Origin of the sequence: Thiothrix sp. (assembly GCF_028714775.1) — a bacterium.
Classification (GTDB): Bacteria; Pseudomonadota; Gammaproteobacteria; order Thiotrichales; family Thiotrichaceae; genus Thiothrix.
In genome coordinates, this window is record NZ_JAQTLS010000018.1 from 44,209 (window position 1) to 70,919 (window position 26,711).

Genomic DNA, 26,711 nt, shown 5'->3' on the forward strand with positions numbered 1-26,711 from the left:
GGATCGTGACATGAATATCCATCAGGAACGCCGCAATTTCATGAAATGGGTCGCTGCTGCCGGGTTGGGCACAGCCGCACTGCCGTTTGCCAGCATGGCCTATGCCGGGGAAGCCCCGCGCCGCGCCATTTTCGTGTTTTTCCCTGACGGAATGCGCCCGGAAAACTGGCACGCTGTCGGCACAGGTACGAATTTTACCCTGCCACGCATGACCGCGCCGTTGGAGCGGGTACGCCAGCATTGCGTGTTCCTCGGCGGGGTGGACATGAAAGGCCCCGGTTCCACCCATGAAGGCGGAACCCTGAAACTGCTGACCGGCGCGGATGGCATGTCATCTGACAAGGCAGTGTCGCTGGATTATCATCTGGCGCAGGCATTCAAAACCCAGACGGTGCGCCCGCACCTGAACCTCGTCATTGTGCCGACGTGGGGCGTTACCGCCATCACCTATGATTACAACGGTGTGCAAGTGTTGCCGGAACCGAATCCGCTGGCAGCGTTTGAGTCGCTGTTTGGTTCCAATGCGCAAAGCAATTTCCTCGCCCAGCGGCGGGTGAGTGTGTTGGATGCATCCCTTGCCGAACTGAATGCCCTGCGCAGCAAACTGGGGGCGGTGGAAAAGACCAAGCTGGATGCCCACGCCGAATCCATCCGTGAACTGGAGCAGCGTCTCAATGCTAACGCGGGGGCGTGTGCGCCGTGGAACTTCAACCCGACCGGCTTTACGGTTGATCCGAAGAAAAGCTATTGGCAGGGTGCTGAATACCGCGACCCGTACAAGATGGGAACCATCAGCGACTTGCAGCGTGACATTGCCGTCCATGCGTTGGCTTGTGATTTGACCCGTGTTGTTACCCTGAAATGGTCGCAGGGGGTGAATGAAAACCTTGTGCCGGAATCGGGCAGTTCCATGACTTGCCACGGTGCATCCCATGCGGGCGGGGAAGATTTCATCAAGATCAAGGCGTGGTACACCGAACATCTGGCGCGGCTGGTGGAACAGCTTGCCAGTGTGCCGGAAGGCAATGGCACGTTGCTGGACAACACCGTCATCTTCGTCGGCAGTGACCTTTCCAACGGTGGCTGGCATAACCACACCGACATGCCGTTCATCCTTGCCGGTGGTCATGCGGCTGGCATCAGCGGTGGGCGCAGCCTGAAGTTCAGTGGCACGCCACACAACAAGATTCTGGTGTCCATCGCCCAGTTCATGGGGCTGAACATCAACAGTTTCGGTAATCAAGACAGCACTCCAGGGCCATTGCCCGGACTGTTGGGTTAAGAGGGGCAGACCATGATGGACATGCACAATATTCGCCGTCGTACATTTCTGAAAACCCTCGCCGCAGGCACTGCCGCCAGTGTCTTAGGATTCCCCGCTATCGTTGGCGCTGCCAGCCAGCGCGTGGTCGTGATCGGTGGTGGTACGGGCGGGGCAACGGTTGCCAAATACCTGCGCCGCCTCGACAGTAATTTGGATGTGACCCTGATTGAAAAAAGTGCGATTTACACTACCTGTTACATGAGCAATGAAGTGTTGAACGGCGAACGCACGCTGGAATCGCTGCAATTCAATTACGATGGTTTGAAAGCGCACGGCGTGAAAGTTGTGGTCGACGAAGTGACAGGCATCGACTACAACGGCAAGTTGGTATTGACCAAGGGCGGGATCAGTTACCCCTATGACCGTTGCGTGCTGTCGCCGGGAATTGATTTTAAATACGACGCGATTGCGGGTTTCAGTGAAGCGGCTATCGACACCGTTCCCCATGCGTGGAAAGCGGGGCCGCAAACCCTCGTGCTACGCGACCAACTGAAAGCCATGCAAAACGGTGGCACGGTGGTGATTGCCGCACCGCCCAACCCTTACCGCTGCCCGCCCGCGCCGTATGAACGTGCCAGCCAGATTGCCTATTACCTGAAAAAGAATAAGCCGAATTCCAAGGTCATTATCCTTGACCCGAAAACCAGCTTTACCAAACAGGCGCTGTTTGAACAGGCGTGGACGGAGCTTTACGGTTACAAAACTGACAATGCCATGATTGAATGGTGGGCGGGTGACACCAAAGCTGCGGGCGTGGTGGAAGTCGATGTGGCTTCCAAAACCGCCATTACCCAGTTCGGCGACCGGGTGCAGGGCGCGGTGCTGAATGTGATTCCGCCGCAGAAAGCAGGCAAGTTGGCATTCGACGCGGATTTGGTGGATAGCACGGGCTGGTGTCCGGTCAACAAGCTGACATTTGAATCCACCCGCCATGCCAATGTGCATGTGATTGGCGATGCGTGCATGGCGGATTCTTTACCCAAGTCCGGTTTTGCGGCGAATTCGGAAGGTAAAGTCTGCGCTGCTGCCATTTACGCGCTGCTCAATGGGCAGGAAGTGGAAAGCCCGTCGTTCTCCAACGGTTGTTACAGTCTGGTCGGCAAGGATTACGCAATTTCCGTCGTGGGCGTGTATCGCCTGTCGGATGACGGCAAAATCGTCGAAGGTATTCCGGGCAGTGGCGGTACGTCATCGCTGACCGCTACGGCGCAAGACCGCTTGTTTGATGCCAGTTATGCGTACAGTTGGTATAACAATTTTACCCAAGATGTCTTCAACTGACGGCACTGCTTTGCTGGGGCAGCGGTAGGGTAATCTCTACCCGCAGCCCCTGTTCTGCCCGGTTGCTGGCGCGGATCGTGCCACCGTGGCTTTCAATCGCCCGCCGCGCAATTGCCAACCCCAAGCCATAACCGTTGCGGCTGTTGCTGCCCGTGCTGCTGCGTTGGAATGGCTCGAAAATATTCTGCAATTCCGCTTCCGGCACACCCGGCCCTTGGTCATCCACGGTGATATGCAGGTTGGATGAGCTTGCGTCCCGGTAAACGCCCAGTGTCACCAGCGTATCCGGCGCAGTATGGTGGATGGCATTGCGCACCACATTTTCCACCGCCCGGTAGAGCAATTCACCACGCCCTTGAATGACCGGGGAATCTTCCAAGTCGCACTGGAACGATACCCGCCGTGAGAGCGAATTGGCTTCAAACCGCGCATCGTCAATCACGGTATCCAGCAATTCCAGAATGTCGATGTATTCGTCCATCGGTTGCGGCACGCCGGATTCAAGGCGCGAAAGGGTCAGCACTTCCCCCACCAGTTTGTCCAAACGTCCGGCTTCGTGTTCGATGCGCTCAAGGCTGCTGGCGATCTTTTCCGGTTGCTGGCGGGCAAGGCCGATACTGACTTGCAGGCGGGCGAGGGGGGAACGCAGTTCGTGTGATACGTCGTGCAGCAAGCGTCGTTGTGATGACATTAGGCTTTGTAATTGCGTTGCCATGTCGTCGAAATCGTGTCCAAGGTCAGCTAATTCATCGCGCCGCGAACCCATTTCTGGGGCAACCCGCCGGGTCAGGTCGCCATTTGCGAGTGCGCGGAAGGCTCCACGTAGCGAACGGATCGGATGGGCGAAATACCACGCCAGTAAAAAGCTGGAAACGAAACTGGCAATCATGCCAGCGGCAAATAGCGCGAAGGGGAAATGACGCGGGGGATGATGGTTTGCTGCATTGGGCGGCGGGGGCGGGGGATGGTCGCTAAAGGGGGTGTCTGTGCGTTGGTGCTGCCACCACACCGCGATGCCGGATGCAGTGCCAGCAACTAGCAGGGTGAGCCAGAAGGTGAAGAATATTTTCCAGAATAGCCTGCCCATTGCTTACTCCCGCACCAGTTGGTAGCCAACGCCGCGCACGGTTTGGATGCAGGAATGCCCATCCGGTAGCTGCCCCAGTTTGTGGCGGATGCTGCTCATGTGGACATCAATGCTGCGGTCGTAACGGGTCAGCGGTCGCCCCAATCCGTGGGTGGATAAATCCGCTTTACTGACGGTTTGCCCTGCCTGTTGTGCGAGCACTTCCAGTAAGTTGAATTCGGTGCTGGTGAGGTCAAGCGTTTGCCCGTTGAGTGCGGCGTGGCGTTTTTCAGGCCACAGGGTTAATGCGCCGATTTGCAAGGGATCGTGGCTGGAAATAAGGCTTTCCGGGCGGGCGCGGCGCAAAATGGCACGGATACGCGCTACCAGTTCGCGGGGCATACAGGGTTTCGGCACGTAATCATCCGCTCCGAGTTCCAGACCGATGATACGGTCAATATCATCGCCGCGTGCGGTCAGCATCAATACTGGCATTTGGCTGTGCATACGGATGCGGCTGAGTGCTTCGATCCCGGTCATGCCGGGCATCATCACGTCCATCACTGCCAGCGCGTAATCTCCGTGCAGGGCTTCGCGCACCGCAGATTCGCCATCGTTGACGGCGGTGATGCTGAAGCCTTCGCGCTCCAGATAGTCTTTCAGCATGGTGGTCAGGTCGACATCATCATCGACCAATAAGAGTTTGCTCATGGCGGCTTGCCTTTGCAGCGTTTATATAAGAAGGATAATACGGGGATTGTGGAAAAAAGCAGGGTGTTTTACATCCCTTTACATTCCATTTACCCATTTTTACAGTCCATCGGTGGATACTTGTAGGCTCTACAATAAGATGAGGCTATCAAGATGAAAAAATTACTGATCATGACGTTGCTGGCAAGTTCTCTCGTTGGCTGCAATGGTGCGGGGGCAGCGCCAGACGGTGTATCCGGCGCGTCGGCTGTCAGGCCATCCCACGAGGGAGGTCGCCATACGGAACGTTTACAAACCGAACTGGGGTTATCGGCGGAACAAGCCAGCCAAATCGACGCGATTGAACAATCCCAACGTGGGCAGATGGATGCTATGCACGCGGATTTCCAAGCACGCATCAAAGCGGTGTTAACGCCCGAACAAGCCGCCAAGTTTGAGCAAATGCGTCCGCAACGCCCAGACGGTCAACGGCACGAAGGGCATCGCCCGCCACCGATGGGCATGGGCAATCCACCGGATAACATGCAGCAAGGCAGGGGGCAAGCGCTGATGGGGGGTATGGCAAGCCGGATGCAGGCCGACCTTGGCCTGAGTGCTGAACAAGTCAGCCAAATTGATAGCATCCAGCAAGAACAGCGCCGCCAAATGGATGCCCTGCACAGTGACAGCCAAGCCCAGATCAAACAAGTGCTGACCCCAGAACAGGCGGCAAAGTTTGAGCAAATGGAATCACAACACCGACGCGGTGGGCGTGGCGGTTTTGACGGGCAACGCCCTCCGCAGCGTTATTCGGATGGGGTCGCGTAAACCTTGCGCCAGAGTTCGCCTAACGCGGTTTCCCGATAGATGGGGTAATCGCGGTACTGCCCGAACGCCCATGCCGAATCGGGTGCAAACAAGGCCAAGCCGCATAAGTCCGTGCTGGCTTGGCTGTTGCGGTGTGCCAGCGCTACGATGAGCCGCTGTTGCAGCCACGTTTTGAAAGGTTCAAGTGCTTGCAAGTCGCCGCCGTTTTGCTGGAAAGTTGCTTCCAGCCATGCCAATAAATCGTAATTGCATTCATTGCCGTGCCGAAAGCAGGGTTCGATACCTGTCGCGGGTAGCGGGGTTTTGCCATCCCGCAGCAGTTCTGCAACCACGGGAGCAAGCGCGTTGGGCAATTCGTCCAGTATTGCGCCATCCACACACACGTAAAGGCTGAAATCCGTATCGTTTGCCATGATCTGGCGGGCAAGTTCTAGCCCGGTGGCGATTTTGTTGGCGGCGAGCCATCGCAAGGTGGCGGCGTAGTAAGTGTTGGGTGCGCCTACTTTCAGCGGGGAAGCCATGATCGTGGCGGCAGTTCCCTGGAAATTGTAGAGGTTTTCGACAGTACCCCGTCCGCATTGCTGCAAAAACAGCAGTTCAAGTTTGCCTTCCGTCGCGGCACAAAACTGCCTGATGACCGATCCGCTCAATTGGGCGCTGAGCCAGTGCTTCGTTTCACCTTGTCCGGGTGATTCGTCGAGGCACATTTCATCCAGATTGCCACCATGATCAAGAAAGCAGAGGGCGTAATGCCGTGCAGGGTAGTGTTCCGCCACCCACGAGAGGTAGTCGCCCAATACGCTTTCAGAGGCGCTGTTGTCGGTTGTGAGCAGCGCGGTTTCGTGTGCTTCGGCGCTCAGGGTATGGCGTTTCAAACCCGTTGTCGCTTTATCATCCTGCAACACTGTCACCAGCAAGTCGCTGTTTTTCACCCCGCATTCCAACGCTGACAGGATGGTGGGCGCGTGGGGCGCAAGGTCATTGTCGTAAGACATGTAGTACACGAGTACCCAGTCGCGGGTCGGCGGTGTTGGTGCGGGCATTGGTGTTACCAGTTGGAAAGGGCGTGTTTGGAGTGTAGCAGGTGGGGGTGGGGCATAAGTATCTATACAATTTTGTGGGCTATATTCACTGTCTCACTCCGAACTTCCCCCCATCCCCAACCCTTCCCCCGCAAGGGGTGAAGGGGGCAAGAAGTGCTGTCTATCGGTGAATGTTGCATGACAGGGCGGGGTTGCTGACACTGACGGGATGGACAAACAACACAACAAGATTCATCGCGATCTTGCCCGAAACCTGCGCAAGAACATGACGACACCAGAACAGCGGTTATGGGAAGTTTTGAGAAAACGTCGACTCGATGGCTACCGTTTTCGCCGTCAAACGCCACTGGGACGTTACATCACTGATTTTGTTTGCCTAGAAGCGCGGCTAGTGATTGAGCTGGATGGCAATCATCATCTTGAACAGCAAGATTACGACAGCGAACGCGACAACTGGATGCGGCAGCAACAATTCAGAGTGCTACGCTTTTGGAATGATGAAATTCTGAATTATCAGGAAGCCGTTTTACAACAAATTCGTCATGCCTTACACAGCCAGTTCCGGCATGTCTTAGCCCCTTCACCCCTTGCGGGGGAAGGGGTTGGGGATGGGGGGGAGTTCGGGGTGGGGACGGAATCGTTTCAGGTTACATCGCTAGAAGGTTGTTCCAACCCGGCTACTTGCCCAGTTACAATGGGTGCAATGATCACCTACACCCCCCCACCCAACACCGGCCTCCAAATCCTCCACCTCGACGATTCCCTAATCATCGTGGACAAGCCCGCTGGCCTGCTTTCCGTCCCCGGTCGGGGTGCGGATAAACAAGACTGCATGATTAGCCGCGTACAGGCGGAATTTCCCGATGCACTGATTGTCCACCGCTTGGACATGGGCACATCCGGCATTCTGGTATTGGCGCGGGGCAAGGAGATGGAGCGGGCGTTGAGCATCCTTTTTCAAAGCCGCCAAGTGCATAAGCGTTATGTCGCGGTGGTGGCGGGGCGCGTCGAACCCGCTTGCGCTGAAATCAACTTGCCGCTGATTACCGATTGGCCTAACCGCCCCAAGCAGAAGGTAGATTTTGAACTGGGCAAGCCATCCTGCACGCGCTATCAGGTGTTGGCCTACGATGCCGCCAGCGACGCCACGCGGGTGGAACTCGAACCTGTCACCGGGCGTTCCCACCAGTTGCGGGTGCATTTACAGGCATTGGATCACCCGATTTTAGGCGATGAGTTGTATGCCAGCGAAGCTGTGTGCGCAAAGGCTGGGCGCTTGCTGTTGCACGCCACCGCAATCCGTTTCCCGCACCCGTTGACGGGGGAGGTGCTTTCAGTCAATAGTGCCGTTCCTTTTTAACAACACCCGTAAACTGTGTAAGCCGTATGCAAATCCGCGAAAATGTCAGCTTGAAAGCCCTCAATACCTTTGGTTTGGATGCCAAGGCGCGTTATTTCTGTTCCCTGCACAAAATGGGCGGGCTGCGCAGTGTCATGCAATGGGCGCAAGAACACCCTGATTTGCCAGTGATGTTCCTTGGTGGCGGCAGCAATATGCTGTTCGTGGCGGATTTTCCGGGGCTGGTGGTGCAAGTGCGTTTGCTGGACAAGGAAATTCTGGGGCAGGACGACAACTATTTCTACGTGCGGGCAGCAGCAGGCGAAAACTGGCATGATTTCGTGCGTTGGACAATCGACCAAAACATGGCAGGGCTGGAAAACCTGTCCCTGATCCCCGGTACGGTGGGGGCAGCGCCGATGCAAAATATCGGTGCGTATGGCGTCGAGGTGAAGGACTGCATTTACGAAGTGCAGGCGATTGATTGGCGCACCGCCGAAATCCGCGATTTCAGCGTGGAAGAATGCCGTTTTAGCTACCGCGACAGTTTCTTCAAATCGGTCGAGCCGGGGCGCTGGCTGATCGTGACAGTGGTATTCCGCCTGCCACGCAAGCCGCAGTGGAAAACCGCTTACGCTGGGGTGCGCGAACAGCTCGAAGGCAAAACGCTAAATGCCCGTCTGATCAGCGATGCCATCATCAATATCCGCCAAAGCAAGCTGCCCGATCCGGCAGTAATTGGCAATGCAGGCAGTTTTTTCAAAAACCCGATGATCCCGCAAGCGAAGTGGGAAACGTTACAAGCGCAATTCCCCGGTATTCCCGGCTGGCCTCAAGGCGACGAGGTGAAACTTTCCGCAGGCTGGCTGATTGACCAATGCGGTTGGAAAGGCAAGCGCGACGGCGATGCGGGCACGTTTGAAAAGCACGCTTTGGTGCTGGTTAACCACGGCAATGCCACGGGGGCGCAAATCTGGGATTTTGCCTACGCGATTGTTACCTCGGTACAAGCTAAGTTTGGCGTGACCCTAGAGCCAGAGCCATGGGTAGTTAAATAATTGTGTTACGTTTCACCATTTAAGCATGGAAACCTAGCAGCTATACCTATAGAATTCCCTGATTGCAAAAATGCAAAATTATATGCAAGCGAGGGATATGATGGGAATGCAAGCTCTGTGGCAGCGTGTTGTCCTGAATGGATTGTTTTCAATTTTCCTATTTTTAGGGAGTGCAGGCGCAAGCGTATCCGCTGAGGATTTCGCTAGCCACGCTTATGCGCTCTATCCTACTGATCCTACGCTGGAAAAAATCAGTCCATTACACCGTATTTCCCTCCAACAACTGACCGATCAGGCCAGTATCAGCCAAGCGGTCAGTGCTGCGTTTGCCGCTGCCAATACGATGCCCGTAGGCCACCGCGCCTTCCTGAACCTCGACCTTGATTTCCTGCAAATCGCTAAAACAGCCAACCTGTTGACGGATGTTAATGGCAAGCCTTTGGTAGTCGTGGTGGGTGACGGTTCTAACTTGCCTGATCATGGTATTTGGCTGGATAAGGGCGTGACGGCGGTTGCGGCGCGGGTCAGTGAGTTTTTCCGGCAATACAAAGTTGCGGGTGGGGCTGCGGATTTCATTAGCTTGGATTACCGCGCTCTGGCCTTGAATGCGGATGAAATCAAAGCGGCGGGTGAAGCTTCCGGCGACTTGGCAGCTTATTTACTGGCGATCCAAACCGATACACGCTTTGCTACTGTCCAGACCCAGTTGGGTTTTTCTGATTTGATGTCCATGTATGCGGGGGATGCGCAGGCTACCCAGCGCCAGCAAACGTGGAATGCGGTAATGAAGGCGCGGATGGCGGCTTACTTGAACCAAGCGTTCTACACACCGTTGCAAGCACAATTCCGCTCGGCGCAAGTGGTGGCGCGTGACCAAGCCTATTATTCAAGCAGCGTGGCGATTCCCGGCGAAAACACCAAGGCCAGTGCTGCTATCGGAACAGGGCAGAGCAAGACCTTGAGCGGGCAAATGCCGGATGCAGGTTTGTCGATCAACCAAGCCACCTATGCTGCCAGCGCGTTTAATGCTTTCCGCTATGAAGTCAACCGTTTGCGTGGTTCGGCCTTGGCTTCTACTACGCGCCCGCTTTACCCGTATATGGGCGGCAAAAGCCAAGCAGCGGCAACGCCGGGGTATACTGCGTTGTTGACGGGTTCCGACCTGTATCAAGAAATGCTTATTCACGCCGGGCTGACCGGGGCACGGAAATTCGTGTACTGGAACGGTACGAATTCAGCAACCGACGATGCGCTAGTAAACAAGGTATTCCGCGAGTTTGACCAGCAGGTGGGGACGACCGCCGCGTTGGGGCGTTTGGCAGATAACGGGGTGGATTGGGCGCAACCGTTTGTGCTGACTCCTGCGACTACCGCGAATGGCAAGGTTTGGCGTTTTACCCCGAATTTGGCGGCTGGTGCGGACGTGGCGAGCGTGACGGAAAGTGCCTATCCGGCTAAGTTTGCCTTAGATGGCGGAATGCACGTTACCGTGCCGGGTGCGCGGCTCCAAACTGTTGATGGTGCGGTGTCGAACCAAGGTGCTTGGTTGCGCGAAGAGGCTTCCGCCCCACTGCTTTCCTGTCAGCAACCTGTTGCAGGGCAGTCTTGTGTGGCGTATTACAAGGGTACGGATACTAGCACTCAACCGGGCTTGATTGTGGAGCAACCCGCAGGTGTGGATGACACTGGCAGCAATTCCCCCTTGTTCGTGAAGAACTGGACTTCGGGCGGGCCGGATGCGGGCGTCGGGGCTGATGGGTTTACCGCGCAATACAATGCTTCGATGACTTTGTTGGGCGGCGATTACCGCTTTACCTTGAAGGCGGATGACAGTGTGCGCCTGTGGGTTGACGGCGTGTTGGTGGTGGATGGCAATGCGGCAGTGGCGACTGCTACCCGCACCTTGACGGCAGATTTGTCGTTGGCAGCGGGGGCGCATACGGTGCGTTTGCAATACACCGACATCAGTTCCAGCGCAGCGGTGGATTTGTCGTTCAAACGGCTGGCTTGTAACTTGTCTAATGGCAAAATGTGTCTGACTTTCGTCGATAAAACCAGCAAAATACTGATTGCCGATACGACTCCGACCCAAACGGCGAATGGCCTCCAGTTCGATTTCAGTAAGTTTGCCTTCCCTGCGGGAATTGACCTTTCCAGTGGCCTGTTAATGCGTTGGGATAGCATGTTCAATGTTGCCAATGCTGGGGATTATGCGTTTGAAATCCGTCACGGGCGGGGGGCGCTGAAAATTTGGGTGGACGGTGTATTGCTGTACGAAAGTTCCGGTTCCACCGCGAGCACTATCAGCCAAGCCCTGAAAAACCTGTCGGCGGGTGATCACCGCGTGCGCGTGGAATTGAAGGCTGTACCGGGCAGTTATTTGGATGTCCGCTGGAATCCTGCTTTGGTGGATTGCGCCACCGTGCCTGAAGGTTCGTTTTGCGGAGAATTCTTCGACAATATGACGGCGACAGGGACAGCGAAACGTTTCCAAGCCACCGATGAGGTCAATTTTGATTGGGGTGGTTTTGCACCTGTAGCGGGCGGCACGATTCCCGTGGATCGCTTCTCAGCGCGTTGGACAGGTGATTTCACCTTTGAGGCAGGCAATTATACGTTTACCACCACTACCGATGACGGGGTGCGGGTATGGGTGGATGACCGCTTACTGATTGATTCATGGACAGACCAGTGGAACGGCATCAATAAACAAGGTATGCCGATCAGCGCCGGTAAACACCGCGTGAAGATGGAATATTACGAGAACGGCGGTGGTGCGCTTGCCAAGCTTGGCTGGGTAAAAGTGGCTGATGGCTGCACGACAATCCCGGACAATAAGTTTTGCGCGGAGTATTACGCCAACAACGGCCTTGCGGATGGCCCTGTCAAAGTGGTGGAAAACGCTAAAGTAGATTTTGCTTGGCAAGATGCTTCCCCAATCCCTGACGTGATCCCGGTGGACAAATTTTCAGTGCGCTGGCAAGGCAATTTCGACTTTACGGCAGATAAGTACCGTTTCATTGCCCAAGCAGATGATGGGTTGCGCTTGTGGGTGGATGGCAAGTTGGTACTCGACCAGTGGCAGGCTAACGGCAATCTGGAATATACCTACGATATGCCCATGACCGCAGGTAAGCACCTGATTAAGGTGGAATACCACGAGGAATCCGGTTGGGCAACGGCGCGTTTCTCATGGGAAAAAATGAATGAATGCAGCGGAGCGCCTGTCGGTAGTTTCTGTGGGACATTCTTCGACGGCGATGCCTTGGCAGGAACAGCGGTACGTACCCAAGCGGCTCCAGCAATTGATTTTGACTGGGGTGCAAGCCGCCCAATGCAGGGGCTGAAATCTGACCTGTTCTCGGCGCGTTGGTTGGGTGCATTTGATTTCAACGCAGGTTATTACCGTTTTGCAGGTGAGGCGGATGACGGTATCCGCATCTGGATTGACGACGTACTGGTAGTTGACCATTGGGCGATGGATTGGCAGTGGCAGGGCAAGATACAAGCCGTGCCGTATGTGTCCGCCGGGCGGCACACTATCAAGGTGGAATACCGCGAAGGTTACGGCAGTGCCAAAGTTAAGCTGGGCTTGGAAGAGGTCGGTGGTTGCGCGGTTACACCTGAAAATGCTTTCTGCATGGAGTTGTTCAACAACCAAGATTTGAGCAGTTTCTCCCGGCAAGTGCTGAAAATAGATGCCGTGAATTTTGATTGGGCAGAAGGGCAACCCGACCCGCTGGTTGGCAAAGATGGCTTCTCAGCACGTTGGACAGGTAAATACCAATTTACTGAAGGTAACTACCGCCTTGTTACCGATACTGACCAAGGGGTACGTTTGTGGGTGGATGGCGTGCTGGTCATTGACAAATGGGCGCAGCAAAACAGCAAACAGCAAAAAATCCTCAAGTTGGCGGAAGGCTGGCACACGCTCAAAATGGAGTACTTTGATTCTTGGTCAGCGGCAAAAGCCAAGCTGAACTGGGAAAAGTTACCTGAATGCAGCGCCACCCCAGAAAACCAGTTGTGTGGCGAGTTTTACGCAACACCTGATTTTACGGGCGACGTGGCGGACATCGTGCTGGCAGACCAGATCAATTTCGATTGGGGTGCTAATGCCCCTAGCGGCTTTGTCCAACCTGACCGCTTTACTGCCCGTTGGACGGGGAATATCCGTTTTGACCAAGGTTCATACCGTTTCCTCACCGATGCGGATGATGGTGTCAAAGTTTGGGTAGACGATGAATTGCTGATTGACGCATGGACAGCCAAATGGCCTTGGTATGGCAAGCAACGCAGGCTCAAAACCATGACGGCTGGCCTGCACAAAGTCAAAGTGGAATACCGCGAAGATTGGGGTAGTGCCAAAGCCAAAGTCTGGTGGGAAAAGTCGCCGGATTGCAGCACGGAAATCCCGCAAGGCAAATTCTGCGCCAGTTTCTATAACAGCAATGATTTGAGTGGCGAAACAGCGGATACCCGCTATGACGATGCCATTAACTTTGATTGGGCAAGCGGTTCTCCGCAAGATGGCCTCAATACAGACAATTTCTCCAGCCGTTGGCAGGGTAAGTTCGATTTTGCCGAGGGTGAATATACGTTTACTGCCAGAAGCGATGATGGTTTCCGCTTGTGGGTAGATGGGCAAAATCTGGTTGATGCATGGAAGCCGCAAGCCGCAACCACTTACACCAAGCGCGTGTTCCTGACGGGTGGGTTGCATACCGTCAAAGCGGAATACTATGAGCTGGGTGGTTATGCCGTAGCGCAAGTGGGTTGGAAAGCCGAGCAATTGAGTGAGCCGCAAATTCCGGCAAACTTACGCACCACTGCTTTGGCTCAGGATAAAGTCACCTTGGCGTGGGATAGCCAGCCCATCGTTAACCAGTACAACATTTATAAAGATGGCGTGTTGTTGACGACAGTGACAAGCAATAGTGCGGTTGATACGGCGGTTCAAGCGGCTAAAACCTATGCTTACACCGTGGCAGCCTTATGGCCTAATGGTAAGGTATCGCGCACTGCGGCACTCAATGTCACGGTTCCCGACACCCAAGCGCCGATTGTCCCTGCGAAACTGGCGGTGCAAGCACTGACACCCGTATCTGTGACGCTGGCGTGGACTCCTTCCACGGATAACGTCGCCGTTAAGAACTATCAGGTCTGGCGTGATAATAAACTGATCGCAGAAACCAGCACGGCTGGGTTTGTCGATACCAGTTTGCAAAGTGCGGGCAAGTATTCTTATAAAGTGATGGCGGTGGATACCTCCGGCAATGTTTCTGCCCCGTCTGCTGCGCTGAGCGTGACCACTAAAGATGGTACGGAGCCAACCACTCCAACGGGTTTGGCTGCGGATGTGCTGACACCAACCCAAATTACCTTGGCGTGGGCGGCTTCGGCGGACAATGTGGGTGTTGCCAGTTACCGAGTCCTGCGGGATGGGGTGCAAGTGGGTACTAGCACCCAAACCCGTTTCACGGATAAGGCTGTCCAGCAGGTCGCACTGTACCATTATCAAGTGGTAGCACTGGATGCAGCAGGTAATGTTTCTGCACCTTCAGCAGCGGTGGAAGTGACCAGTGGTGATGCTACTGCGCCTAGCTTACCAACCAACCTGACGGCACAAGTCAATGCTGCCCAACAAGTACGTCTTGAGTGGGGTGCTGCGACTGACAACAAAGCAGTCAGCAAATACCGTATCGTGCGCGATGGACGCTTGCTTGGCCTGACTGATCTGTTGGCCTATACCGATGCCACCGCCCAAACGGGGCACAGCTATACCTACACCGTCAAAGCCTTGGATGCAGCGGGTAACGCTTCACTCGACAGCAATGCCGTGACCATCAGCCCTGATGGAATTTGTGAAACCACCCAGTTGTATTACCAACAGCATGTGGAAGGTTCGATGAATAACTGTATCACTTGTCACGTGGCGGGCGGTATGGGTCAGAACACCCGCTTTATCCTGTCCACGGCAGCGGATGCCAGCGCCCGTAATCTCGGCGCAATCAGTAGCATTACCCAAACTTTAGGTAAGCAAGCCGTGCTGGATAAGGTCAGTGGCAGGGTAGCGCACGGCGGCGGTGCGGTGTTCGCGGCAACTTCCAATGACTATACGATGCTGTCTGGCCTCTTAGGGCAATTGGAATCACCGGGGCAATGCACCAATGTGCCGGATGCTAATGAGCCTGTTATGACTGCTTCATTGGCAGCTAACTGTGCCACTTGCCACGGCACGGGCGGTGTTAGTGGTGGCCCCGCAACCCCCGGACTGGGCGGGATGGGTAAGCAATATTTGGGCAAAGTATTGGCGGATTACCAAACTGGTAGCCGCGCATCCACCGTGATGGGGCGCATTGCCAAGGGGTATTCTGCCGATGAGATCAGCCGCTTGGCAGAGTTTTTCTCCCAACAACCTTTTGCCGCAGCTATCCAAGAAACGGATGCTGTCCAAGTAGCGCGGGGCAAGGGTTTGCACACGCAATATTGCGCTTCTTGCCATACCGCAGATGGGAAAGATGTCAGCCTGACTGGGACACGTCTGGCAGGGCAATGGAAGCCCTACATGCAGCATACCCTGAAAGATTACGCCGCAAACCGTAGCCAAACTAATACCCAAATGGCGACGGCAATGCGTACCTTGTTTGCAGCGGAAGGCGATGATGGCATTGCGGCACTGACGGAATTCTACGCCAGTACTTCACAGGATACCCAGCCACCGGAGCAACCTGCTGGATTGGATGCGGTTTCCTACACACCGACCAGCACGACGCTGACGTGGATGGACTCCAGCGACGATTGGGGTACGCTCTACTACGACATTTACCGCGATGGCGTATGGGTTGGCAGGACGCGCTTCAACACGTTCACCGATTCTGGGTTGAAGGCAGGTAACTACCACTACACCGTGGTGGCAGTGGATGTCTTCGGCAATAAGTCGGTAGTAAGCGACAGCGTAACGGCGACTATCGCCAGTGATGAGGCTGCACCTGATGGCGTGCAATTGCTGAGCTACCCTGATACTTTGCGTAAGGCATCATTGATCCTGCTCAACCGTTTGCCGACGCAAGCAGAAACGGATACGACGAGTACCGAAGAAGGTTTCCGCACAACCTTGCGTCAGATGATGGATACGAAAGGGGCGATGGATCAGTTTGTCTACCGCGCAGGACATGAAGTGTTCCTGAGTGGCGGGGCGGCAACTATCGGTGCTGCTTCGGGGCTTTCTGCCAACGACTTCCCAGCTATTAATAGTCTGACACCGGAAGAGAAAAATGCTGCCAGCGATGCCGAGCGCAAAGAGCCGGTATTCTTGCTGCAATATCTTGTGGGCAATGATAAGCCGTGGACGGATGCGTTAACGGCTGATTACACCGTGACGAACCCGCAATTGGCGAAAGCCTTGGGTGCGCAACCTATTGGTGGTGGTTTCAGTAATGCCGCAGATGCCAAAGAACTGCGTCCAGTACGCATCCCGCAAGTGTCTGCCCGTTATCCGGGTAAAGCATTTGCCCATGCTGGGGTGTTAAGTACCAATTCATGGTTGTCACGTTTCCCAACCACGGACACCAACCGTAACCGTCACCGTGCATCCAAGGTGTACAAGCAGTTCATGGCGCTGGACATCGAAGCCTTGGCGCAACGTCCGCTGGATGACAGCAAGAACGGCAATTACCTCGTGCCTACCATGCAGAACCCTAACTGTATGGTTTGCCATACCATTATGGAGCCTGTGGCAGGGGCGTTCCGCGACTGGGGAACGAATGCCCGTTACTTGCAAAACTTCGACGGGACTAACGGTGGCAAGGATTCCTTAGCGGGCGTGTACAAGTCCGGTAGCTACCCGTTGGATAACAATGGGCAACCTTGGTATCACACGGGTGATACGTGGTATCGGGATATGTTCCCGGCAGGTCTGAACAACCGTTCCGCGCCCGGTGGCTATGGTGCTTATGGCAGTGCGACATGGGCAAGTTCCGCGAACTTGCTGCAAAGTCCATCGGCTGAAAACGGTGTGACAGGCTGGGTAGTGAGCAAAGGTGTGCTGGAAGCGGGTAATACTGCATCCTGTTCGCGTATCCCCCGCGCCGCGAAGACGGGCAGCAAGCTCTACCAACTGGGTTCTTGCAATACGCAATTGAATGAAACCTTGGCATGGCAGGACGTGGACATCAGTTCATCTGCCACCACAGTTGACCAAGGTAAGGCGGAAATCGACTTCGGTGCGTACTTCACATCCTTGGGTGGGCAGGATACCCCGTCAATTTGGGTGGAATATCTGGACAATACGGGTAAGAGCCTTAGCAAAACGGCAGTGCTGACGGATAAGACTTCGTGGACGTGGACGAACAAGACCGCGACAGCGAAAGTGCCGAAAGCTGCCCGTAAGCTGCGCTTTACCGTGCAGGGGCTGCGTTCTGCCCAAACATGGGCGGATAAGTATGTCGATGCCTACGTTGATGATCTGTACCTGATTTTCAGAGTGCCTGACAGCAATGTGCTGAACATTCCGGGGACGCAAGACAACCTGCAATGGATGGGTAAACAGTTGGTGCAAGACCCACGCTTTGCCAAGGGCGGTGTGTATTTCTGGTACAAGCCGTTGTTCAAACGCGACCCGCTGAAAGCGCCAGTTGACCCGAATGCCGCAGGCTATGCAGCCCAGATGACGGCCTACAATGCGCAGGATGAAATTCTGGAGCAGTTCGCCAAACGCTTTGCCTACGACCAAGGGCACGGGGCATGGAACGTCAAAGATTTGCTGGTGGATATGACGGCAAGCCCGCTGTTCCGCGCCAAAGCAGGCAACTTGTCGGCAGAGCAAAAGCAGGCATTGCCTGACACCGGGCTTGCCCGCTTGCTGACACCGGAAGAGCTGAACGCCAAGGTCAAATCCCTCAGCGGCACTGACTGGTCTTCCTTCCGCCCAGAAAATGCGTGGGGCAGCAGCATGGGGCTGTTCTACGGCGGGTTTGACGGCGGCAGGTTGCAAAGCAAGCCGAATACCGACATGAACAGCTTGATGGGTAACATCCCTGAACGTATGGCAATCGAACTCAGTTGCAATGCGGTAGCGGACGATTTCCGCCTCTCCGCAGGCAGCCGTAAGCTGTTCCCATTTGTGGAGGCGACCGATACGCCGGTATATGAGGAAATTGATACCAGCGTCCTCAACTTGCTGGTCAATGCTGGCGCGGAAGCGGGCATGGATGGTTGGACTGTTGAGCAAGGCACGGCGCGGGCACTGTCCGGTAAAGCGGGTTGTGACGGCGGGCCTTCCATCAAGAGCGGTAAGGCGATTTTCAACCCTGGCAGTATTTGTACTAACCCGACTCCGCTGGGACGCATGTACCAAGATGTGGATGCCACCGCTTGGGACGATTCTATTGATACCGGGCAGGCCAAAGTGCTGTTCGGTGCGGCTTTGCGCGGCTGGAGCGTGGATAACGACGAGGCCAGTGTGTACCTGAGTTTCCGCGATGCTGGTGACAACGAGTTGGGTACTAGCCAGTTGCTGTCCGGCAAAGAAGGCTATTGGAAAACGGAAATGGCTTACGCGCCTGTTCCAGCAAAAACCCGTAGCATCCGCTTCTATATGCAGGGAAAGCGCATCGACACCAGCACTAACCCGAACAATGACTCGTTCGTGGATGATGCTTACTTGCGCGTGGTGACACCGGACAGTGGCTACATGCCAGCCGGGGAAAAACGTGTGCGTGCCAACTTGCAATACCTGTACCGGCAATTCCTGAATGAGAAACTGGCAGTGGATGACCCTGAAATCACCCGCAGCTTCAACTTGTTCAGTGAAGCGTGGGCAAGCCGTAGCGACAGTGCCGATGCTGCCTGCCGCCTGTATTCCAGTTGGGAAGACCCGACCTACACCCAACGGGCGTGGGGCGTGGTGATGATGTACCTGATGAACGATGCCCGTTTCCTGTATGAATAATCAGCGTATAGGAAAGGAGGATAGGCCATGAATAGACGTAACTTTCTGAAACTGGCGGGCGCTGCGGGGCTGGCTGGTGTGTTCGGCGGGGCAGGGCATAGTGCCTATGCGGCTAACTTGCATACCGGCAAAGTGTTGCTGACCGTGCATCTGGGCGGGGGCTGGGATCACAGCTCCTTTTCCGACCCGCGTGAAAATCCTGCCATTAACCGTTGGGCGAGTACCCTGAAAGCTGGGGTGGCAGGCAACTTGCGCTACGCGCCGATGGCGGAGAACGCGGCTTTTTTCAATAAGTATTACAACTCGCTCTTGCTCATCAACGGGATCGACATCCAAACCAATGGGCATGATGCCGCTAGCCGTACCCGCAATACCGGCAACTTGATGGATGGTTCGCCTTCCACCAATGAGTTGTTCGCAGCGGCGGTGGGCGCAGGCTTGCCGATGCCGTTCGTGCGCCAAGGCGGGTTTGATGGCACGGTCGGGATTATGCCGTTTACCGCATTGCCGGATGAAAACCTGCTGCGTACCTTGGCGAACCCGAACTTTAATTACGGCACGAAGACCTATTACGCGCCATCCCATCTGGATTTGCTGCACCGTTACGAGCAGGAACGTTTGGCGGTGCAACAGCAGCAGCCGGACAACTTGCCGCGCTGGCAGCGTAAGTTAGATGAATTGCAACGCGCCCGTGCTGGCAGTGCGGACATCAAAGCCTTGGGGACTGTGTTGCCTTCTACCCTAGATACCAATGACCTGTCAGGTGTGCGGCGCAATGGCATCCGTGAATTGCACATGTTTTTGGTGCTGGCGGCAGCAGGGATGACCGCGACGGGGAGTTTCAGTACGGGCGGCTGGGATTCGCACGGCAACCACGATACGGCTCACACTAACACCTTGACTGACATGACCCGCTTGCTGGATTACTTGTGGACGAAAGCTGATAGCATGGGGCTGAGTGATCGCTTGGTGGTGCATGTCACCTCCGATGTCGGACGTACCCCCGGTTACAATTCCACTAACGGTAAAGACCACTGGTCATTGGGCAGCGATTTCATCATGGCGAAAAACGCACCGTGGGCAAACCGTATTGTGGGTATCAGCGGCCCCGGACACGAGCGCGTCAAGATCAACCCTGACACCTTGTTGCCAGATGCTAACGGTGTTTATTTGCAGACCAAACACGTCCACGCCGAGTTGCGTAAGTTGTTAGGCATTGACGGTCATGCGTTGGCGCAGCGTTACAGCCTCAAGGCGGAACCGATGGCCTTGTTTAACCCCGCCGTTTCCAGTGGCATCACGGTTTAAGGAGAAAATAACTATGACACGAGTAAACCGTCGGGACTTCCTCAAAGCCTTGGGCGCGGGTGGTTTGGTGTTGATGTCCGGCATTTCGGCGCGTAGCTGGGGTGCAAACGCGAATGTGGTGATTATCGGTGGCGGTACGGGCGGGGCGACAGCAGCCAAGTATTTGAAGCTGGCAGACCCGAGCATCAATATTACGCTAATCGAAAAGAACCCGTTCTATTACACCTGCTACATGAGTAACGAGGTGCTGAGTGGTGACCGCACGCTGGATTCCCTGAAATTCGGTTACGCTGAATTGCAAAAGCGCGGTATCAATGTGGTGCAAGCCGAAGTCACTGCCATTGATGCGAGCGCGAAAGTGGTGAAAACCAGCGCAGGCGATTTCAGCTATGACCGCTGCATCGTGTCGCCGGGGATTGATTACCGCTACGAAACCGTTGCGGGTTACAGCGCAGAGGTTGCCCAGCAAATTCCTCATGCGTGGAAGGCGGGGGAACAGACCACTATCTTGCGTTCCCAGCTTGAGGCTATGCCCAACGGTGGTACATTCGTGCTGGTTGCGCCACCTAACCCTTACCGTTGCCCGCCCGCACCGTATGAGCGTGCCAGCCAAGTTGCCAACTATTTCAAAAAGCACAAACCGAACAGCAAGGTCATTATCCTTGACCCCAAAGCCAGCTTTACCAAGCAGCCCTTGTTTGAAGAGGCGTGGATGAAGCTCTACGGTTATGGCAGCAATAATGCCATGATTGAATGGGTTTCCGGTGCGGATAAGACCGTGGTTAGCCTTGATGCCGCGAATAAATCTGTTACCACCGTAGGCGGGCAAACTGTCAACGCGGGTGTCTTGAACCTGATTCCGGCGCAGAAAGCGGGGGCGTTGGCATTTACTGCTGGTTTGACCGACGCCAGTGGTTGGTGTCCGGTGGGTTTTGCCAGTTTTGAATCTACCCTGCGTGAAAACATCCATGTCATCGGGGATGCTTGCATTGCCAGCCCCTTGCCCAAATCTGGGTTTGCGGCAAATTCTGAAGCGAAAGCCTGCGCATTAGCTGTAGCGGCCTTATTGAATGGGCGTGAACCGGGGCGGACTTCGTTCAGTAACGGTTGTTACAGCATTGTCGGGGATGGTTATGCCATTTCCGTGGTCGGCCTGTATCGGCTAGCAGCAGATCGGCAAAGTATTGAAACCCTGCCGAATTCGGGCGGTATGTCGCCGTTGGCGGGTTCCGATGAAGATCATCTGATTGATGTGCAATACGCTTATAGCTGGTACAACAACTTTACACGTGATGTCTTTTTCTGATCGTTAGCAGGCCAACGTAACGGTTGGCCTGTTTGCTTAGGCAACGGCTTCGACTTGTTCCAACCAACGTTTCACCAGCTTCAATAGCTCATCTTGCTTGACGGGTTTGGGCAGGTAATCGTCCATTCCCACAGTTAGGCATTTTTCCTTGTCACCTTTCAACGCATTGGCTGTCATGGCAATGACAGGGGTGCGGTCTTTGAGGAGACCTTCTTTTTCCCATTTGCGGATGTAGCGGGTGGCGGTGTAGCCATCCATTTCCGGCATATTGATATCCATCAGTACCAGCTTGTAAGGGCGGGTGCGCATGGCTTTGAGCGCCAGTTTGCCGGTGGTGACGTGATCAACTTGGATAGCGACCTTTTCCAGCATGGTAATAGCGATCAGGGCGTTGACCGGGTTGTCTTCTGCCAGCAGGATGGCGGGTGACTGTATCTGTTTGGGCGGTGGTTTGACGGCAACAGGTTTGCTGGGTTCGGTTTTGGGGCGGGCGTAACGCCGTAAGGTGTCGCTTAGCACATCACGCAAGGTGACGGAACGCACGGGCTTGGTAACGGCAGATTGCACCCCGGCCTGTTTCTGCTTTTCCTGTGAAATGCCGTAAGAGGTGAGCATCACAATCGGGGTGTGGTCATGGCGCGGGTCAGAGCGGATAGCTTTCGCCAGTGCGATGCCATCCATTTGCGGCATAAACCAGTCCAACAGCAGGATGTCGAACGGTTTGTCTTCCAGCAAGGCTTCATCCAACTTAAGTAAGGCATCAGGGCCATTGCTGAGGATCACGGCTTCCGCTTTCCAAGCGTGCAGGTAGTTTTCCAAAATCCGCCGGTTGGTTTCATTGTCGTCGACCACCATCACGCGGCAACCTTCGAGTTGCTGGATTTTGGTGCTGGCATGGTGGTTTTCAACAATCAAGGTGGGAATTTCAAACCAGAAGACACTGCCTTGTCCGATAACGCTTTCCAGCCCTACGCGCCCGCCCATCATTTCGGCAAACTCGCGCACGATGGTCAAACCAAGGCCCGTTCCCCCGTAACGGCGGTTGATGCTGGCATCGACCTGCACGAAGGATTCAAAAATGCTTTTGTGCATGGCGGCGGGAATACCAATGCCGGTGTCGCGTACTTCAAAACGCAGTACGGCATGTTCGCCCTTGACTTCACGCAGTTCCAGCCCGGTATAAACTTCGCCTTGGTCGGTAAACTTGATGGCATTGCCGATCAGGTTCATCAGCATCTGGCGTAAGCGTGCTGGGTCGCCTTTAACGCGGGCAGGGATGGTTTCAGGAATGTAGGATTGGACTTCGAGGTTCTTTTCCTGTGCCATCGTCGACATGATGCTGCTGATGCTTTCCACCAATTCACGCGGGGAAAACTCAATGATTTCCAGCTCAATATTGCCCGCTTTGAGTTTGGAAAAGTCGAGGATGTTATTGATGACATCCAGCATGACTTCGCAAGAGGCGTAGGCGGTATCGACAAACAGTTTTTGGCGGGTATCGAGTTCTGTGCCCTTGACGATTTCCAACGAGCCAAGGATACCGTGGATCGGGGTGCGCAACTCGTGGCTCATGTTGGCCATGAAACGGGTTTTCTGCTCGGACTTGTGCAGGGCTTCGATGCGCTGTTCGGTTTCGGCCTTGAGGTCATCGTAGAGCTTGCGCATTTCCTGCGAGGAAACTTCCAGCGAACGTTCCAGCAGGTATTGGGCATCACTCGACCCGACGTAGGAGCGGTCAACCAAGTGCAGGAATTCCTGCCACTGGCTTAAGTCGTTGGGCAGGTTGCTGTCGGTCAGGCCGCTACGCTTGAGTTGTTTTTCTAAGCGGCGGTTGAGGGGCTTAACTTCCTTCATACAATACCGTCAATGTCATGGTGGCGTTTTGGTGGGCGCAAGCACCCCCCTGTTCGGTGGGCGCAAGTTCGCCGAAGGTATAGAACCCGAATTGCTGGCTACCGGGTGGTAAGGTATCCAGTACGGTTTCCAGCTCTTGGTCGGTATCATCGCCCATTGTAAGTTTGCGCACCGCACAACTGATAGTGAGTGCCAAGATCGGGGTATTAGGGGGCAAGTGCCGGATAAGGTTACGGGCAGCGGCTTCCGCACTGTCAACCAAGTCGTCAGTATTGCCGTACATAAATTGGGTGCGGTAGCCCGTGGGGATGTCCGCCACGAAACTCAAGCTATTGTCGGCCTCATTCACCGCGACTGGGACGCGCACTGCGTAGTGCCTTTTGTCATCCTGCCAGATTGCCAGCGGGTAATGCAGCGCAGAGGCAGGCAGGTCGTTAGCGTGTTCGCCAAGGTATTCCTTGTAAAGTTCCAAGGCTGGGCGATGGTCGATTTCGTACAGGGTACGGTCATCGGCGCGGGTAATCAGGCGTTCGGGGCCGAAAGGTTTGAAACCGTCTTTGGCTTGCCCCGCAAATACCATATTTTTACCGTAAAAGCCGATACCGCAAACCCGGTGGGAAGCGGGAACCCCATCACACAGTACCCACGTTGATTTAAACTGCATGGCGTCGCTGGCTAAACCACCTACAACATTCACCTGCTGCGGGTTGATGTAAGTGCTCATGCCGCGCAGCAACTCTGTGCCGTGGGTATTCAAACCATCGGTGAGGATGAGGATGCCTTTCAAATCGGGGGCATTCAGCGTTTCCGCAATTTGATGGCCCGCGCGTTGGGAATCACTTTGGTCGCGCAATTCAGCAATGGCTAGTGATACGCGGCTGGTTTTGAAACGGATGACACCGACCACTAAAGCGTTTTCCAACACTTTCTCATTGAAGATGCCAGCAACGGTGGAACAGCCTACAATCACGGATGTAGGGTATTTGCGCCGAAGCTCGTCGAGTGTGTGTTGGTAAGGTTTGCCATCGGGTTCACCAAATACCAGTACCAACGTTTGCGGCGAATCAAGGTCAGGCAGCGGTTTATGCCATCCCGTCGTTTGCGTGAAAAATGTTAACACAACCTGCATTGGTCATTATCCCCTGTCGCGGCGGGTGCGTTACCCGTGATTTTTATGTATTTTTGCTCAAAAAATAATATCACAGGAAGGTTCATTGCCGCGTCTACCATTTGTCGGAATGGTTGAACCTGCCCGGTGTGCTGGCTATACTCTAAAGCCTGAATAATTTACGGAATTTTCCGTTTCCTTGAGCACTACAAACATAACTGCGGCGGCTGATGACAGGCACACCGTCCAGATTGAACTTGAACCTGCCGATACCGGACGCCTCATGAACCTTTGCGGTCAGTTTGACCAGCATTTGCGTCAACTGGAAAACCGTTTAGGTGTTGAAATCAATAACCGTGGTAACCTGTTCCAGCTTACTGGAACGCCGCAGTCCGTCCAATTAGGCATTAATCTCCTGCACGACCTGTACCGCGAAACCGCCGATACCGTGCTTAGCCCGGAAAGCCTGCATTTATTCCTGCAAGAAGCCAATCTCGACAAAGTGGCTGCGAATAGCAGTGATGATGTGCGCATCCGCACCCGGCGTGGCTACATCAAGCCCAAAGGGTTGGCGCAAAGCCACTACATCCAGAATATCCGCGCCCACGATGTCACTTTCGGCATCGGGCCTGCCGGTACGGGTAAAACGTGGCTAGCGGTGGCATGTGCGGTCGAAGCGCTGGAACGCGATGAAGTACGGCGTTTGGTGCTGGTGCGTCCTGCGGTGGAAGCGGGGGAGCGCTTAGGGTTTTTGCCCGGTGATTTGAGCCAGAAAATCGACCCTTACCTGCGCCCCATGTATGACGCGCTGTACGAAATGATGGGCATCGAAAAGGTCAGCAAGCTGATCGAACGTAACGTGATCGAAGTCGCACCGTTGGCCTACATGCGCGGGCGTACCTTGAACGATGCCTTCATCCTGTTGGACGAAGCACAAAACACTACCGCCGAACAGATGAAAATGTTCCTCACCCGTTTGGGCTTTGGCTCTTCTGCGGTGATTACCGGCGACATTACCCAGATTGACTTGCCGCGTAACCAGAAATCCGGCCTCAAGCAGGCAGTGGAAATCTTGGAAGGGGTAAAGGGTATCAGTTTCAACTGGTTCAGTGGGCGCGATGTGGTGCGGCATAAGCTGGTGCAGAAAATTGTTGAAGCCTACGAAGGCTATGACCGGGAAAGGCGTGAGTATGAGTCTGCTGATTGACATCCAAAACCCTGAAAATTACAGCACGCTTCCTGCTGAGGCCGATGTATTACACTGGGCGCAAGCCGCATGGCAAGGCGATGGTGAAGCCGGGGTCGTGGTGCGTATCGTGGATGTGCCCGAGAGTCAGGAACTGAACCGCGATTACCGCCAGAAAGATTACCCGACCAACGTGTTGTCATTCCCTTACGATGTCCCGCCGATTCCGTTGGAAGACGATGAAACCGAATACCTCGGCGATTTGGTCATCTGCTTGCCGGTAGTCGAACGCGAAGCAGCAGAGCAGGGCAAAACCCTTACCCAACATTGGGCGCATTTGCTGGTACATGGTTTGTTGCATTTACAAGGCTATGATCATATAACGGATAGCGAAGCCGAAGAGATGGAAACGCTGGAAACGGAAATCTTGGGGAAACTCGGCTTTCCCGACCCTTATCAACTACCGATTGAGGAAAAATGAAAAGCGATATAGGTGACTCGCGACCTCGACCGCGATGGAAACAATGGCTGATACAAAAACTCGACCTCACTTCCCAAAGCCGGGAAGACTTGATGGCAGACCTGCAACGGGCGAATGAAAAAAATTTACTGCCCACTGAAATGGTCGGGATGATACAGGGGATATTGGACTTTGGGGCGTTACAAGTACGTGACGTTATGGTTCCGCGTTCGCAGATCAATTTCATCCATTACCAAGACGATTTCACTAAAATCCTTCAGCGTATTGCCGTGACCGAACACTCCCGCTATCCGGTGGTGGACGAAGACCGTGATGACTTGGCGGGGATTTTACTGGCAAAAGACCTACTCAAATACATTGGGCGCGAACACGAATTCAATATTGACGCGATTATCCGCCCCGCTTTGATCGTCCCTGAAAGTCAGCCCCTGAACAAGCTACTGGCAGAATTCCGCAATACCCATAACCACATGGCGGTGGTGATTGACGAGTATTCGGGGATTGCGGGTCTAGCGACGTTTGAAGATGTGTTGGAACAGATTGTCGGTGAAATCGACGATGAACATGATGACGATGAAGACACTGCCAACCACATCCTACCGCAGGGTGATGGCAGTTTTATCGTGGAGGCTGCTACCCCGATTGCTGAATTCAATGCTGCTGTGGGTACGCAGTTCGATACCGATGAATTCGATACCATTGCGGGCATTATTATTGATGAATTGGGAAAAATTCCCTGCCAAGGGGAAGAACTGGTGCTGAGCGGCTGGCTGTTCCGTGTGCTGCGCTGTGATATGCGCCGCATCTTGCTGCTGGAAGTGTTGCCGCACACTGATTGTCATATCTCGGGACAAGAGCCTGCGTTATAATGCGCGGCAGTTTTGTTG

Annotated in this window: 16 protein-coding genes; 11 read left to right on the plus strand and 5 right to left on the minus strand. The window is 54.7% G+C overall.

What is annotated here, in order from left to right; all coding sequences use genetic code 11:
• The first annotated feature begins 10 nt into the window (after positions 1-10).
• Both PHE17_RS15730 and PHE17_RS15735 read left to right on the plus strand, forming a co-directional pair.
• Positions 11-1,282, plus strand: coding sequence for a DUF1552 domain-containing protein (locus tag PHE17_RS15730; protein WP_301016852.1), 1,272 nt, complete (start codon positions 11-13; stop codon positions 1,280-1,282).
• 12 nt (positions 1,283-1,294) lie between these two features.
• Positions 1,295-2,605, plus strand: a complete 1,311-nt coding sequence (locus tag PHE17_RS15735; RefSeq protein WP_301016853.1) for an FCSD flavin-binding domain-containing protein — start codon at positions 1,295-1,297, stop codon at positions 2,603-2,605.
• Here PHE17_RS15735 and PHE17_RS15740 read toward each other — a convergent pair.
• Together PHE17_RS15740 and PHE17_RS15745 are read right to left on the minus strand one after the other, a co-directional pair.
• On the minus strand, positions 2,598-3,692 hold the full coding sequence (locus tag PHE17_RS15740; RefSeq protein WP_301016854.1) for an ATP-binding protein: 1,095 nt from the start codon (positions 3,690-3,692) through the stop codon (positions 2,598-2,600). The two genes, PHE17_RS15735 and PHE17_RS15740, sit on opposite strands and share 8 nt — an antisense overlap.
• A 3-nt stretch (positions 3,693-3,695) precedes the next feature.
• Positions 3,696-4,382: a response regulator transcription factor gene (locus PHE17_RS15745; protein ID WP_301016855.1), complete on the minus strand. Its 687-nt coding sequence runs from the start codon at positions 4,380-4,382 to the stop codon at positions 3,696-3,698.
• A 153-nt stretch (positions 4,383-4,535) separates the two neighbouring features.
• Between PHE17_RS15745 and PHE17_RS15750 the strand changes: the two genes are divergently transcribed.
• Positions 4,536-5,189, plus strand: coding sequence for a hypothetical protein (locus PHE17_RS15750; protein WP_301016856.1), 654 nt, complete (start codon positions 4,536-4,538; stop codon positions 5,187-5,189).
• Here PHE17_RS15750 and PHE17_RS15755 read toward each other — a convergent pair.
• Positions 5,168-6,232 (minus strand): clostripain-related cysteine peptidase, encoded by a 1,065-nt coding sequence (locus PHE17_RS15755; RefSeq protein WP_301016857.1) that lies wholly within the window; start codon positions 6,230-6,232, stop codon positions 5,168-5,170. The genes PHE17_RS15750 and PHE17_RS15755 overlap by 22 nt on opposite strands.
• 208 nt (positions 6,233-6,440) lie before the next feature.
• On the opposite strand from PHE17_RS15755, the gene PHE17_RS15760 reads away from it, so the two are divergent.
• The 5 genes from PHE17_RS15760 to PHE17_RS15780 all read left to right on the plus strand — a co-directional run bounded on the left by PHE17_RS15760 (position 6,441) and on the right by PHE17_RS15780 (position 21,195).
• The gene (locus PHE17_RS15760; RefSeq protein ID WP_301016858.1) at positions 6,441-7,592 is read left to right on the plus strand and encodes a DUF559 domain-containing protein; all 1,152 of its coding nucleotides are present in this window, start codon (positions 6,441-6,443) and stop codon (positions 7,590-7,592) included.
• 26 nt (positions 7,593-7,618) lie between these two features.
• Complete coding sequence (gene murB, locus PHE17_RS15765) at positions 7,619-8,629, plus strand: UDP-N-acetylmuramate dehydrogenase (RefSeq protein WP_301016859.1); 1,011 nt, start codon at positions 7,619-7,621, stop codon at positions 8,627-8,629.
• A gap of 106 nt (positions 8,630-8,735) precedes the next feature.
• On the plus strand, positions 8,736-18,581 hold the full coding sequence (locus PHE17_RS15770) for a PA14 domain-containing protein (RefSeq protein ID WP_301016860.1): 9,846 nt from the start codon (positions 8,736-8,738) through the stop codon (positions 18,579-18,581).
• Positions 18,582-18,608: 27 nt separating this feature from the next.
• The gene (locus PHE17_RS15775) at positions 18,609-19,889 is read left to right on the plus strand and encodes a DUF1501 domain-containing protein (RefSeq protein ID WP_301016861.1); all 1,281 of its coding nucleotides are present in this window, start codon (positions 18,609-18,611) and stop codon (positions 19,887-19,889) included.
• Positions 19,890-19,902: 13 nt separating this feature from the next.
• Positions 19,903-21,195 (plus strand): NAD(P)/FAD-dependent oxidoreductase, encoded by a 1,293-nt coding sequence (locus PHE17_RS15780; RefSeq protein WP_301016862.1) that lies wholly within the window; start codon positions 19,903-19,905, stop codon positions 21,193-21,195.
• Between the two features lie 36 nt (positions 21,196-21,231).
• Here PHE17_RS15780 and PHE17_RS15785 read toward each other — a convergent pair whose 3' ends face one another.
• Both PHE17_RS15785 and PHE17_RS15790 read right to left on the minus strand, forming a co-directional pair.
• Positions 21,232-23,049, minus strand: a complete 1,818-nt coding sequence (locus PHE17_RS15785; RefSeq protein ID WP_301016863.1) for a response regulator — start codon at positions 23,047-23,049, stop codon at positions 21,232-21,234.
• Positions 23,036-24,178 (minus strand): FIST N-terminal domain-containing protein, encoded by a 1,143-nt coding sequence (locus tag PHE17_RS15790; RefSeq protein ID WP_301016864.1) that lies wholly within the window; start codon positions 24,176-24,178, stop codon positions 23,036-23,038. Before PHE17_RS15790 ends, PHE17_RS15785 begins: the two co-directional genes overlap by 14 nt.
• 262 nt (positions 24,179-24,440) lie before the next feature.
• On the opposite strand from PHE17_RS15790, the gene PHE17_RS15795 reads away from it, so the two are divergent.
• The 3 genes from PHE17_RS15795 to PHE17_RS15805 are packed head-to-tail and all read left to right on the plus strand — an operon-like array spanning position 24,441 to position 26,693.
• A complete protein-coding gene (locus PHE17_RS15795) occupies positions 24,441-25,364 on the plus strand; it encodes a PhoH family protein (RefSeq protein WP_301016885.1) in 924 nt (307 codons plus the stop codon).
• Positions 25,348-25,824: an rRNA maturation RNase YbeY gene (ybeY, locus tag PHE17_RS15800; RefSeq protein ID WP_301016865.1), complete on the plus strand. Its 477-nt coding sequence runs from the start codon at positions 25,348-25,350 to the stop codon at positions 25,822-25,824. Before PHE17_RS15795 ends, ybeY begins: the two co-directional genes overlap by 17 nt.
• Complete coding sequence (locus tag PHE17_RS15805) at positions 25,821-26,693, plus strand: transporter associated domain-containing protein (RefSeq protein WP_301016866.1); 873 nt, start codon at positions 25,821-25,823, stop codon at positions 26,691-26,693. The genes ybeY and PHE17_RS15805 overlap by 4 nt, the downstream gene beginning before the upstream one ends.
• Positions 26,694-26,711 lie beyond the last annotated feature (18 nt).